Origin of the sequence: Paraglaciecola sp. L3A3 (assembly GCF_009796765.1) — a bacterium.
GTDB lineage: Bacteria > Pseudomonadota > Gammaproteobacteria > Enterobacterales > Alteromonadaceae > Paraglaciecola.
Genome location: NZ_CP047023.1, coordinates 269,730 through 283,272, shown reverse-complemented (window position 1 = coordinate 283,272; position 13,543 = coordinate 269,730). Strand labels below are relative to the sequence as shown.

Here is a 13,543-nt window from a genome sequence, read left to right as displayed (position 1 = left end):
GATGTTAACTATCGCTAACCACTCTTTTGGTTCTCGGCTGTTTAGTGGTACAGGTAAGTTTGCCAATACCGACACTATGCTTAGCGCATTACAAGCTTCAGGTTCTGAATTAGTCACTCTTGCCATCAAACGTATTGATCGACAACAAGGTACAGACAACTTAATGCTGCCGTTAACTCAAATGGGTGTAAAGTTATTACCAAACACCTCAGGTGCTCGTAATGCCGAAGAAGCCATTTTTGCCGCGCAATTGGCCCAACAAATGTTTGCCACCAATTGGGTAAAGTTGGAAATTCACCCTGATCCTAAATATTTAATGCCTGACCCAATCGAAACGCTTATCGCGGCTGAAGCCCTAGTCAAACAGGGGTTTGTGGTTTTACCTTATGTGCATGCTGATCCTGTGTTATGCCATCGTCTTGAAGAAGTGGGTTGTAGTGCTGTTATGCCTTTAGCCAGCCCTATTGGCAGTAACCAAGGTTTATTAACTCGTGAATTTTTACAAATTATTATCGAACAAGCTAAAGTGCCTGTTGTGATTGATGCTGGTATAGGTAGTCCTTCTGACGCCACTGCGGCAATGGAGTTAGGCGCCGATGCCGTGTTAGTGAATACAGCCATTGCATCCAGTAGGCAACCTATAGTCATGGCTCAGTGTTTTAAACAAGCCGTGAAAACTGGTCATGATGCTTACCAAGCCGGACTTGGCCAAGTCAGTAATCAAGCACAAAATACTAGCCCTTTAACTGGTTTTTTACGGCAACCCACAGCTATTGCAGGCGCAAACTAATGGGATTTTCTGACATATTTTCAGCTATAGATAAAGACCACTTAAAATTGTCGATATACAGTACTACTGCCGCAGATGTACAGCAGGCTTTGCAGCAACCTGCTGGCGACTTGTCTGCTTTAATGGCGATGTTATCGCCAGCTGCCGAACCATTTATTGAACAAATGGCACAGCAAGCCATGCACTTAACGCAAAAACGTTTTGGTCATAACATTAGTTTATTCATTCCCCTTTATTTGTCGAACTTGTGTGCTAATGAATGTGATTATTGTGGCTTTACTATGAGCAATAAAATAAAACGTAAAGTACTCAACTCAAAGGAAATTGCAGCCGAAATTAAGATTATTAAACAAAGACAATTTGATTCTGTGTTATTGGTCTCTGGTGAGCATGAAACTAAGGTCGGAATAGAATATTTCAAACAAGTATTACCTCAAGTTAAACAATACTTCAGTCACTTGGCCATGGAAGTACAGCCATTAGAAGTAAGTGAGTACCAACAACTAATTGAGTTAGGCCTAGATGCAGTGATGCTTTATCAAGAAACCTACCAGGCTCACACTTATGCAAAACATCACACTCGCGGTAAAAAAAAGGACTTCAACTACCGCTTAAATAGTCCAGATAGACTGGGAGAAGCTAGGATCGATAAAATGGGCTTAGGGGTATTATTAGGTCTAGATGACTGGCGGCTCGATGCTTTAATGATGGGACACCACTTACATTATTTAGAAAACAAATATTGGCGTAGTAAGTATAGTATTTCACTCCCTAGATTACGTCCTTGCACTGGAGGGATCCAACCTGCAAGTCCGATTACAGATTTAGGCTTAGTTCAGGTAATTTGTGCATTTAGGTTATTTAGCGAACAACTAGAAATTAGCCTATCTACTCGTGAGTCAAACGAGCTTAGAGACAATCTAATCCCCTTAGGCATCACACACATGAGTGCAGGTAGTTCAACTCAACCTGGGGGTTATACAGCAGCTACAAATGAATTAGATCAGTTTGAAATTAGCGACGAACGACCAGTAGAAGTCATTGCCGGTATGATTGCCAATAAAGGTTATCAAGCAGTATTTAAAGATTGGGAAAATGGTTGGCATTAATGCCAACCAAAAATATTTAATCTAAGACTAAGAATCACCAAGTAAATTTTCAAATAACTGCTGATGGCGAATAATCTGTTTTTCTTTACGTAAACGCCGTGTCATCACAATTGCGTCTAATTCAGCCAATGCCGCATCAAAATCATCGTTTACTACAATATAATCAAACTCGTGGTAATGAGATATTTCAGACACCGCTTTTGCCATACGTTGAGCGATCACTTCAGCTGAATCTTGTCCCCTACTAGTTAACCGTCTCTGTAATTCTTGTTTCGAAGGTGGCGCAACAAACACGGTAGCTGTGTCAGGTATTTGCGCTTTGACTTGTCTTGCTCCTTGCCAATCGATATCTAAAAAGACATCAATTCCTTGGCGTAAGATTTTTTCAATTACTACCTTAGAGGTACCGTAATAATTACCAAATACTTCTGCCCATTCAAAAAACTCATCTTGGGCAATTAAAGATTCAAATTCGGCTCTATCAACAAAATGGTAGTGCACACCATTGATTTCCCCAGGCCTAGGCGAACGGGTAGTGTGTGAAACAGACACTTGCATTTCATTGTTATGAGCACTATTTGACTGGTGTTTTTCTAATAAAGCTTTGATTAAGCTAGATTTACCCGCTCCAGATGGAGCAGTGAGAATAAAGAGATTTCCAAGAGTTTGTGGCATATTGATATTTTTGTCATTAATAATTATGTCGCGGATAACTAGCAATGTTAGCATATTGCAAGCAAAACGGCAGATTACAAACGAGTGAAAAAATGAACGATAGCCAATATCACCAAATGACAGATGATTTATTACTAAGCATTGAAGAAATGTTAGACGAATGTGAAGTAGACATAGACTATGAATCAGCAGGTAGTATCTTAACTATGACCTTTGAAAACGGTACAAAGATCATTATTAATAAACAACCCCCTCTACATCAGTTATGGGTTGCTACTAAATTTAATGGTCATCATTTTAACTTTACAAATGACCAATGGATAGATGAGCGAACTGGCGTAGAATTTTGGTCCTTTCTAGATGAAGCCTCAACTAAACAGGCAGGCCAAAAAGTGTCTTTACGTAACTAAAGACACCGCTAACAATACAGATAAATATCCAATAATAAAGTGAGAAAAATAAAATGAGTGACCAAGAATTACCTTACGTAGAAGTGAATCCAACTAACCCGGCTAAAGCGGCTGTTATTTGGTTACATGGTTTGGGTGATTCTGGCAATGGATTTGCCCCAATTGTGCCAGAGTTAAACATTCCACCACAACTTGCCATTCGTTTTATTTTTCCTCATGCACCTATTCGCCCTGTCACTATTAATAACGGCATGCCTATGCGTGCTTGGTACGATATTAAGAGTATGGACTTTGCTAGTAGAGCAGACAGAACAGGCGTTAACGAATCTGCAGCCTTAGTACAAAGCTTAATTGACAAAGAAATCACCCAAGGTATCCCAGCAGAAAAGATTGTTTTAGCAGGCTTCTCACAAGGTGGAGTGATAGCTTTACACTTAGGTACACGTATTAAACAGAAACTGGCTGGAATCATGTCATTATCCAGTTATATGTGTGAGCCAGAAAAGTTAACTGCTGAAGCTCATACTGCCAACAAACATACACCAATTTTTATCGCCCACGGCCAACAAGACGAAGTTGTGCCTATGTTTATGGGTAACGCCGCTTACAAGGTGTTAGTAGAAAACGGTTATCAAGCCTCTTGGATAGAATACATGATGCAACATAACGTATGCGCCCAAGAGCTAAACGACATTTCCAAATGGTTACAAAAAGTTCTATCCTGATCAAGCTATCATAAGGAAAGACTATCTTGAGACGAGGACTGCTCGGCTAGGTATTTTCAATATGACAAGGATGTCATATTTGAGTGAGTTTCATCATGGATGTGCCCACTCCGACCTAAAAAGTTATCAAAGCAAAAAAAAAGGCCACCTATTAAGGTGGCCTTTCTTCTGAATAGGAGTCTGGCTGTCGACTACATGGATGTAGGAGGTAGAGTGAAGCAGGAAGCCAGAACCGAGTGCTACTCTCGCATGGGGGTGAAGGTGGTTTGCTTTTAGCTGCGTAGCAGCGTAATACCATTTTCACTAAGTTTGTGATCTAATTGAGTTATGTATTCTTATCTTAATTCTTCTCATGCATAGCTTAAAAAATATCGATTTTTCGACACTCATAGCGAAGGAAAAAAATGCTCGGATGCGAGTCAGATTAATGGCCCTTTCACATATTCAACAAGGCGTTAATCGCACGCAAGCGGCTCGGTATCTGCACGTCAGCCGTAGAATGGTGAATGAGTGGGTGAAGCGCTTCAACCAAGATGGTTTGGACGGATTAAAGGAAAAGCCGCGCTCTGGTCGGCCTTGTGCTTTATCAGCTGAGCAACTGCAGACGTTGAAAATTTACATTGAGTCTCATGCCATAAAACCTGATGGTGGAAGGCTCAAAGGCACACTCATCATTGACTATGTGAAGCAAGAATTTGGTATTACCTATGGCCTGACTAACATATATCGTCTACTGCATCAGCTAGGGTTTTCTTGGATAACCAGTCGCTCTAAGCACCCTAAGCAGTCCCAAGAAGCTCAAGACGAGTTTAAAAAAACTGCAGATTGAAACGATCAAATTGATCCCAGGCCATGTCACACTGGATAAAGTCGATATTTGGTTTCAAGATGAGGCTAGAATAGGTCAACAGAACACCACTACACGTTTATGGGCGAACAAAGGTAGTCGCCCTAGAGCGGTCAAGCAACAACAGTTTGAGTATGCGCATTTATTTGGGGCTGTATGCCCAGCGACAGGTGAAACGGAAGCCTTGATAACCCCTGTGGTGAACAAAGACATTATGAGACAGCATTTAGAGTTGATATCCAAGCGTACTCAGCCTGGCCGCCATGCACTGGTGATAATGGACGGTGCGGGTTGGCATACAGACGATATTGCGCATGACCTAGATAAGGTGAGTATCATCAAGCTTCCGCCCTATTCTCCAGAGCTAAACCCAATCGAGCAGGTATGGCAATGGCTTAGGCAAAATGAGTTGGCCAATCAATGCTTTGATAGCTATGAGGATATTGTCATACAATGCAGTCGGGCATGGAATAACTTTATCAGCGATAAAGAAAAGGTTATCAAATTGTGCGCCAGAAATTGGGCACAGGTGGGAAATTAATTATCGTGATTGGTATAACCGCCTGAACGACAGGAGCTCTGCGACTGTCCGGGAATCCACTTCGTGAAGGATGACCGCGGGGTAGCATGCCGCACTTTTTCAGATGAACGGTCACCTTCTCCCAATCCAATTGATATTTTACTGTCACTAATTTTCACACAAAAAAAAGGCCACCTATTAAGGTGGCCTTTCTTCTGAATAGGAGTCTGGCAGTGTGCTACTCTCGCATGGGGAAACCCCAAACTACCATCGCCGCTAATGCGTTTCACTTCTGAGTTCGGAATGGGATCAGGTGGGACCGCATCGCTATGGCCGCCAGACAAAAACTGGTATGTTCTTATCAATATGTAAAAGCTGAGGTCTTATTGACCAAATAATCGAGGCTAAAAAGCTCTTAGTCTTACTCTTCTCTCTATGATGTTGTCTTGTCACTCAATACACGCTTAGTGCTAAAAAGCCACTTGGGCGTTGTATGGTTAAGCCTCACGGGCAATTAGTACAGGTTAGCTCAACGCATTGCTACGCTTCCACACCCTGCCTATCAACGTCGTAGTCTTCAACAACCCTTTAGGTACGTTAAACGTACAGGGATGACTCATCTTGGGGCTCGCTTCGCGCTTAGATGCTTTCAGCGCTTATCGATTCCGAACGTAGCTACCGGGCAATGCCTTTGGCAAAACAACCCGAACACCAGCGGTTCGTCCACTCCGGTCCTCTCGTACTAGGAGCAGCTCCCCTCAATCATCCAACGCCCACACCAGATAGGGACCGAACTGTCTCACGACGTTCTAAACCCAGCTCGCGTACCACTTTAAATGGCGAACAGCCATACCCTTGGGACCGACTTCAGCCCCAGGATGTGATGAGCCGACATCGAGGTGCCAAACACCGCCGTCGATATGAACTCTTGGGCGGTATCAGCCTGTTATCCCCGGAGTACCTTTTATCCGTTGAGCGATGGCCCTTCCATTCAGAACCACCGGATCACTATGACCTACTTTCGTACCTGCTCGACGTGTCTGTCTCGCAGTTAAGCTGGCTTATGCCATTGCACTAACCTCCTGATGTCCGACCAGGATTAGCCAACCTTCGTGCTCCTCCGTTACGCTTTGGGAGGAGACCGCCCCAGTCAAACTACCCACCAGACACTGTCCACATTCCCGATAAGGGAACAATGTTAGAACATCAAACCTACAAGGGTGGTATTTCAAGGTAGACTCCACGTCATCTGGCGACAACGCTTCAAAGTCTCCCACCTATCCTACACATGTAGGGTCAATGTTCAGTGCCAAGCTATAGTAAAGGTTCACGGGGTCTTTCCGTCTAGGTGCGGGTACACAGCATCTTCACTGCGATTTCAATTTCACTGAGTCTCGGGTGGAGACAGCGTGGCCATGATTACGCCATTCGTGCAGGTCGGAACTTACCCGACAAGGAATTTCGCTACCTTAGGACCGTTATAGTTACGGCCGCCGTTTACCGGGGCTTCGATCAAGAGCTTCGCCGAAGCTAACCCCATCAATTAACCTTCCGGCACCGGGCAGGCGTCACACCGTATACGTCATCTTTCGATTTAGCACAGTGCTGTGTTTTTAATAAACAGTTCCAGCCACCATTTCACTGCGGCCGCCAATCGCTCATGAAGCAAGTCCAATCACAATCAGCGGCGTACCTTCTCCCGAAGTTACGGTACGATTTTGCCGAGTTCCTTCACCCGAGTTCTCTCAAGCGCCTTAGTATTCTCTACCTGACCACCTGTGTCGGTTTGGGGTACGGTTCGATATATCATAAGTTTAGAGGCTTTTCCTGGAAGCAGAGTATTTGCAACTTCAACACCGTAGTGTCTCGTCTCGTGTCTCAGGCATGTAGAATTCCGGATTTACCTAAAATTCAACCCTACGCACTTTCACCTAGACAACCAACGCTAGGCTTGCATAACTTTCTCCGTCCCCCCTTCACTGATATACCAAGTACGGAAATATTAATCCGTTTCCCATCGACTACGCATTTCTGCCTCGCCTTAGGGGCCGACTTACCCTGCCCTGATTAGCATGGGACAGGAAACCTTGGTCTTCCGGCGTGGGGGTTTTTCACCCCCATTATCGTTACTCATGTCAGCATTCGCACTTGTGATATGTCCAGCAAACCTCTCAGTTCACCTTCAGCCACTTACACAACGCTCCCCTACCACGCAAACATAAGTTTGCGTCCGCAGCTTCGGTATATTACTTAGCCCCGTTACATCTTCCGCGCAGGCCGACTCGACTAGTGAGCTATTACGCTTTCTTTAAAGGGTGGCTGCTTCTAAGCCAACCTCCTAGCTGTCTTAGCCTTCCCACTTCGTTTCCCACTTAGTAATATTTAGGGACCTTAGCTGGCGGTCTGGGTTGTTTCCCTCTTCACGACGGACGTTAGCACCCGCCGTGTGTCTCCCGGATAGTACTCACAGGTATTCGGAGTTTGCAAAGGGTTGGTAAGTCGGGATGACCCCCTAGCCTTAACAGTGCTCTACCCCCTGTGGTATTCGTCCGAGGCGCTACCTAAATAGCTTTCGGGGAGAACCAGCTATCTCCCGGTTTGATTGGCCTTTCACCCCCAGCCACAAGTCATCCGCTAACTTTTCAACGTTAGTCGGTTCGGTCCTCCAGTTGATGTTACTCAACCTTCAACCTGCCCATGGCTAGATCACCGGGTTTCGGGTCTATACCTAGCAACTAAACGCGCAGTTAACACTCGCTTTCGCTACGGCTCCCCTATTCGGTTAACCTTGCTACTAAATATAAGTCGCTGACCCATTATACAAAAGGTACGCAGTCACAAGAGTAAACTCCTGCTCCTACTGCTTGTACGTATACGGTTTCAGGTTCTATTTCACTCCCCTCACAGGGGTTCTTTTCGCCTTTCCCTCACGGTACTGGTTCACTATCGGTCAGTTAGGAGTATTTAGCCTTGGAGGATGGTCCCCCCATCTTCAGTCAAGATAACACGTGTCCCGACCTACTTAATATGGCAATAATGACGCTTCACATACGGGACTATCACCCTGTATCGTTGTGCTTTCCAACACATTCTGCTACTTCATTACTACTCGGCTACTCCCCGTTCGCTCGCCGCTACTAGGGGAATCTCTGTTGATTTCTTTTCCTAAGGGTACTTAGATGTTTCAGTTCCCCTCGTTCGCTTCTACAACCTATGTATTCAGTTGCAGATAGTCCCTAAGGACTGGGTTCCCCCATTCGGAAATCTGTGGATCAAAGCATTTTGTCGGCTCCCCACAGCTTATCGCAGACTTACACGTCCTTCATCGCCTCTAACTGCCTAGGCATCCACCGTATACGCTTAGTCACTTAACCATACAACCCCAAATAGCTTCAGTCTGTTGCCCTATGCTTCGCCTTCGTCGTCTCTCGCTCGGTTATGTAACACGTTACATGCCTTCGCTCGTTCCTCCTTCAGCTTGCCTAGAACAAAATTCTTCGCTATTTCCAAACTATTAACGAGTAACTGTTCGTCATTTAGAAATAACTTGCTCCACCCTTTGGCCTTTTATCCAAAGTTAGGTGTAAGACTCTTTTAACAGACGTCTCACTGTTGTATGCGTGACAAGTACTAATCATAAAAATCAGATAGAGTAAGTTCTTTCGAGCTTTCTCTTTTAGTTTTCGATTACTTTTTTATCAGCTTTCCATATTGTTAAAGAACATTTAAGGTTTAAAAAACCCTAATCAATAAACATTACTAAAAACATTCATTGATTAAGGTTACTTAATCTCTTGAGCAAATCATTTACCACATAAAGTGGTGGAGCCAAGCAGGATCGAACTGCTGACCTCCTGCGTGCAAGGCAGGCGCTCTCCCAGCTGAGCTATGGCCCCGCGTAAAGCAGGTATTTACTAATCTTTTCTAATCAAGGCGAATGATTAGGCCGTGTGCACCGCACACAACGCGTCATTCAACGCAGAGTAGGAAAGATTTGGTAGGCTTGGGCAGACTTGAACTGCCGACCTCACCCTTATCAGGGGTGCGCTCTAACCAGCTGAGCTACAAGCCTTTCTTGCTTCTGCTTTTTGCCCTATGCTGCGCCTTTGTTTGTCACTCACTCGGTTATGTACTACTTGTACACGCCCTCGCTCGCTCCAAAGCCGCCTTGCCTAGAACAAAAATCATCGCAATAAACGATGACTTTACAGCGCTAGAAATTGCTTGAATATCCCAAGCACTTCTTTTTGCTCTTTCTTATCAACAACAAAACAATCTGTGTGAACACTCAACGAAGCAAGGTTCGCCGTAATAGTAAGGAGGTGATCCAACCCCAGGTTCCCCTAGGGTTACCTTGTTACGACTTCACCCCAGTCATGAATCACAAAGTGGTAACCGTCCTCCCGAAGGTTAGACTAGCTACTTCTTTTGCAACCCACTCCCATGGTGTGACGGGCGGTGTGTACAAGGCCCGGGAACGTATTCACCGCAACATTCTGATTTGCGATTACTAGCGATTCCGACTTCATGGAGTCGAGTTGCAGACTCCAATCCGGACTACGACGAGCTTTAAGGGATCCGCTTACCCTCGCAGGTTCGCTTCCCTCTGTACTCGCCATTGTAGCACGTGTGTAGCCCTACTCGTAAGGGCCATGATGACTTGACGTCGTCCCCACCTTCCTCCGGTTTGTCACCGGCAGTCTCCTTAGAGTGCCCAACTTAAGGCTGGCAACTAAGGACAAGGGTTGCGCTCGTTGCGGGACTTAACCCAACATCTCACGACACGAGCTGACGACAGCCATGCAGCACCTGTATCAGAGTTCCCGAAGGCACTAAAGCATCTCTGCTAAATTCTCTGTATGTCAAGAGTAGGTAAGGTTCTTCGCGTTGCATCGAATTAAACCACATGCTCCACCGCTTGTGCGGGCCCCCGTCAATTCATTTGAGTTTTAACCTTGCGGCCGTACTCCCCAGGCGGTCTACTTATCGCGTTAGCTACGCTACTCACGGATTAAATCCACAAACAGCTAGTAGACAGCGTTTACGGTGTGGACTACCAGGGTATCTAATCCTGTTCGCTACCCACACTTTCGCACATGAGCGTCAGTCTTTGGCCAGGGAGTCGCCTTCGCCACTGATGTTCCTCCAGATATCTACGCATTTCACCGCTACACCTGGAATTCCACTCCCCTCTCCAAGACTCTAGTCTGCCAGTTCTAAATGCTATTCCCAGGTTGAGCCCGGGGCTTTCACATCTAGCTTAACAAACCGCCTGCGTGCGCTTTACGCCCAGTAATTCCGATTAACGCTCGGACCCTCCGTATTACCGCGGCTGCTGGCACGGAGTTAGCCGGTCCTTCTTCTGTTGCTAACGTCACAGCTTACGGGTATTAACCGCAAACCTTTCCTCACAACTGAAAGTGCTTTACAACCCGAAGGCCTTCTTCACACACGCGGCATGGCTGCATCAGGGTTTCCCCCATTGTGCAATATTCCCCACTGCTGCCTCCCGTAGGAGTCTGGACCGTGTCTCAGTTCCAGTGTGGCTGATCTTCCTCTCAGAACAGCTAGAGATCGTCGCCTTGGTGAGCCTTTACCACACCAACTAGCTAATCTCGCTTAGGCTACTCTTTGCGCGGGAGCCGAAGCCCCCTTTGGTCCGTAGACATTATGCGGTATTAGCTATCGTTTCCAATAGTTATCCCCCACACAAAGGCATATTCCTAAGTATTACTCACCCGTCCGCCACTCGACATCATCTAGCAAGCTAGACATGTTTCCGTTCGACTTGCATGTGTTAGGCCTGCCGCCAGCGTTCAATCTGAGCCATGATCAAACTCTTCAATTAAATATTTTTGAAAATATGAATTTTTTTTGGTGAACGCTCACTTCGTGAGTGTCCACACAGATTGTCTTGTTATTAATTGTTAAAGACATTGCTACCTCAGTAGCCACTTCCGAAGAAGTCTCGCTTTAGATACTGTCCGAAGACCCTCTTAAGCGGGAGGCGTATAATACGCTCTCTTATTTCAATGTCAACATAATAATTTAATTTATTTTAAACTAACCATCCTGTTGCATCCCGCTAACCACAACACTCTTAGAGCATCACAACCACAACATTTATACTTGATAAATCCTGTCTCGGTAAGTCGTTTTAACTGACCTCCCCGAAGCGAGAGGCGCATTATAGAGATAACCTCCCACCTTGCAACCCCTTTTTTGATCTTTTTAACTGACTGCTTAGATATCAACCAATTGGGTGATATATCCAGCAAAATTGCGAGGATCTGCAATCATTTTTGCTATTATCATTTTAAAACAATCCATATGCGGAGTTAAAGATGACAATTAGACGATACAAAAACATATTACCTACTATCGGTGAAAACACTTATATAGACGATTCAGCAGTATTAATTGGTGATGTAACTTGTGCAGAAGATGTAAGCATTTGGCCTCTGGTAGCAGCAAGAGGTGATGTTAACTATATCAAAATTGGTGCTAGAACAAATGTACAGGATGGATCTGTATTGCATGTCACTCGCTCATCTGATGGCTTACAAGCAGGTTTTCCTCTTATTATTGGTGACGATGTGACTGTTGGTCATAAGTGTATGTTGCATGGGTGTACCCTTGGAAACCGCATATTGGTAGGTATGGGGGCAATACTTATGGATGGAGTAGTTGTCGAAGATGACGTATTTATTGGTGGTGGTTCCCTTGTACCTCCTAATAAGACACTAGAGAGTGGTTATTTATATGTTGGTAATCCTGCCAGACAAGTAAGACCTTTAAAAGAAAGTGAGTTAGCTTTCCTTAAACAGTCTGCAATCAATTACGTCGAACTGAAAAATGATTACCTAGAATAGAATTGGATGCAGGCATTATAAGACACAGTCTGCAAGTAAACTTAAGGTTAAAAATGTTATTTGGATGATAAATTGTTAACAATAAATCTTATTTTTATATGAATTTTATATTAGTATACAAACTAAGCTTGCTTATAGTTTGGTTTACTTGTGGATTTAATTCAATTTTTTGGTCGTTTTCATGTACTCGTGCTGCATCTACCAATTGGTATATTGTTACTTGCAGCTTTATTAGAAATACATTGCGCTTTCTTTAACAAAGAACGGACAAAATTATTCAACTTAGTTTGGTTTTGGGGTGCATTTTCAGCAATCTCTGCCTGTATTCTTGGTTATATGCTTTCTACTGGCGGCGGATATAGCGAAGTAGCTGTATTCATTCATATGGCTTTTGGTATCTCTGTTGCCTCTATTGCTGTTATTTGTACTTTATTCTTCACATACAAAAAAACAGCGAATAAATTTTTAATCATTGGCTTAGCTAGCTTACAACTATTTTTATTATTCTCTACTGGCCATTACGGCGCCAACATGACTCACGGTGAAACTTACTTAGTCGAACACGCACCAAACTTTGTCAGAACACTCGCTGGCTTCGAACCTTATCAAACACCTCGACCACCTATCACTAAAATTGAAGATGCCGATATATATCTAGATCTTGTTAAACCTATCTTCAAAGGTAATTGTGTCAGTTGTCATAATGATGCCAAAGCAAAGGGCAAACTTAACCTGGCAAATATAGAAGACATTATTAAAGGAGGTAAAACAGCTAGTACCTGGGGAGATGGCAAATTAAACAACAGTGAGCTATATCGCCGAATTACCTTAGATGAACATCACAAAGAATTTATGCCTGCTGAAGGTAAAACAGCATTATCCGAGAACCAAGTAAAAACCTTAGCGTGGTGGATAAAATCAGGCTTGCCAGTAAGCGGTAATATTACTACCAGCACTCTAAATACAGCGGATAAGAAGATTATCGCTCAACAACTAGGATTAGTGGCTGCAGACAATACTTGGCCATTGCCTAAACATCCGAGTATTCCAGAAGAAATCATTGTGGATTTACAGCAGCAAGGTTTTTTAGTCAAAACCATTGCCAAAGATGTGAATTATTTAGATGTCGATTATTCATCAAACTTACAAGCAATTCCTGATCAAGCTATAGCCGCCTTACTCGAAGCTAAAAAATATATAGCTTATCTTAATCTAGTCAATTCTCAGATTACAACAGAGCAGTTGAGCAGTATTGGCCAACTAGAGAATTTACTAAGATTACGTTTAAACAAAACGCCTATTGATGACGCTGGATTAGCAGCGCTACAAACACTAACTAATCTACAATATCTAAACCTTTATAGTACAAAGATCACAGATGCGTCGTCGTCGGTTTTATTAAATATTAGCCAGCTAAAACAATTATACGTTGGTCAAACAGCTTTAACCCAAGGTGCAATAACAGAAATATCTGCCATAAAACCAGATCTCAAGATATTTGGACTATCGAACAAAATACCAGACTTCCAAGCGGCGACTGAAAAAGTCCTTAAAAACCAAGCTAAAAAAGCAACCCTATAAAGAGGTATAGAAAT

8 protein-coding genes, 2 tRNA genes and 3 rRNA genes are annotated in these 13,543 nt (G+C 43.8%); 7 read left to right on the top strand and 6 right to left on the bottom strand.

What is annotated here, in order from left to right; translation table 11 throughout:
* The first annotated feature begins 1 nt into the window (after position 1).
* Together GQR87_RS01160 and thiH are read left to right on the top strand one after the other, a co-directional pair.
* Positions 2–790, top strand: coding sequence for a thiazole synthase (locus GQR87_RS01160; RefSeq protein WP_158965719.1), 789 nt, complete (start codon positions 2–4; stop codon positions 788–790).
* A complete protein-coding gene (gene thiH, locus GQR87_RS01155; RefSeq protein ID WP_158965717.1) occupies positions 790–1,899 on the top strand; it encodes a 2-iminoacetate synthase ThiH in 1,110 nt (369 codons plus the stop codon). The genes GQR87_RS01160 and thiH overlap by 1 nt, the downstream gene beginning before the upstream one ends.
* Positions 1,900–1,926: 27 nt before the next feature.
* Here thiH and gmk read toward each other — a convergent pair whose 3' ends face one another.
* Entirely contained in the window at positions 1,927–2,574 is a 648-nt protein-coding gene (gene gmk, locus GQR87_RS01150; RefSeq protein ID WP_158965715.1) for a guanylate kinase, read from the bottom strand.
* Between the two features lie 92 nt (positions 2,575–2,666).
* Here gmk and cyaY point away from each other — a divergent pair, with 92 nt between their 5' ends.
* From cyaY to GQR87_RS01135, 3 genes are all read left to right on the top strand, one after another.
* Complete coding sequence (gene cyaY, locus GQR87_RS01145; protein ID WP_158965713.1) at positions 2,667–2,984, top strand: iron donor protein CyaY; 318 nt, start codon at positions 2,667–2,669, stop codon at positions 2,982–2,984.
* A gap of 53 nt (positions 2,985–3,037) precedes the next feature.
* Positions 3,038–3,709: an alpha/beta hydrolase gene (locus tag GQR87_RS01140; protein ID WP_158965711.1), complete on the top strand. Its 672-nt coding sequence runs from the start codon at positions 3,038–3,040 to the stop codon at positions 3,707–3,709.
* A gap of 352 nt (positions 3,710–4,061) precedes the next feature.
* Positions 4,062–5,097 (top strand): IS630 family transposase gene (locus GQR87_RS01135; RefSeq protein ID WP_158965709.1). Its coding sequence is split into 2 segments (ribosomal slippage): positions 4,062–4,520 and positions 4,522–5,097, totalling 1,035 coding nucleotides; the frame shifts between segments, so codons are not numbered across the junction.
* A gap of 204 nt (positions 5,098–5,301) precedes the next feature.
* Here the strand turns inward: GQR87_RS01135 and rrf are convergent.
* From rrf to GQR87_RS01110, 5 genes are all read right to left on the bottom strand, one after another.
* Positions 5,302–5,417, bottom strand: a 5S ribosomal RNA gene (gene rrf, locus GQR87_RS01130).
* A 152-nt stretch (positions 5,418–5,569) separates the two neighbouring features.
* Positions 5,570–8,450, bottom strand: a 23S ribosomal RNA gene (locus tag GQR87_RS01125).
* 446 nt (positions 8,451–8,896) lie between these two features.
* Positions 8,897–8,972, bottom strand: a tRNA-Ala gene (locus GQR87_RS01120).
* Between the two features lie 99 nt (positions 8,973–9,071).
* Positions 9,072–9,148: transfer RNA gene (locus GQR87_RS01115), tRNA-Ile, on the bottom strand.
* A 243-nt stretch (positions 9,149–9,391) separates the two neighbouring features.
* Positions 9,392–10,924: ribosomal RNA gene (locus GQR87_RS01110) — 16S ribosomal RNA — on the bottom strand.
* The 16S, 23S and 5S rRNA genes sit together here with 2 tRNA genes alongside, the layout of an rRNA operon.
* 496 nt (positions 10,925–11,420) lie before the next feature.
* Between GQR87_RS01110 and GQR87_RS01105 the strand changes: the two genes are divergently transcribed.
* Positions 11,421–11,948 carry a gamma carbonic anhydrase family protein gene (locus GQR87_RS01105; RefSeq protein ID WP_158965707.1) on the top strand — a complete coding sequence of 176 codons (528 nt, stop codon included), beginning with the start codon at positions 11,421–11,423 and terminating at the stop codon, positions 11,946–11,948.
* A gap of 150 nt (positions 11,949–12,098) precedes the next feature.
* Positions 12,099–13,529 carry a c-type cytochrome domain-containing protein gene (locus GQR87_RS01100; RefSeq protein WP_158965705.1) on the top strand — a complete coding sequence of 477 codons (1,431 nt, stop codon included), beginning with the start codon at positions 12,099–12,101 and terminating at the stop codon, positions 13,527–13,529.
* The last annotated feature ends 14 nt before the right edge of the window (positions 13,530–13,543 follow it).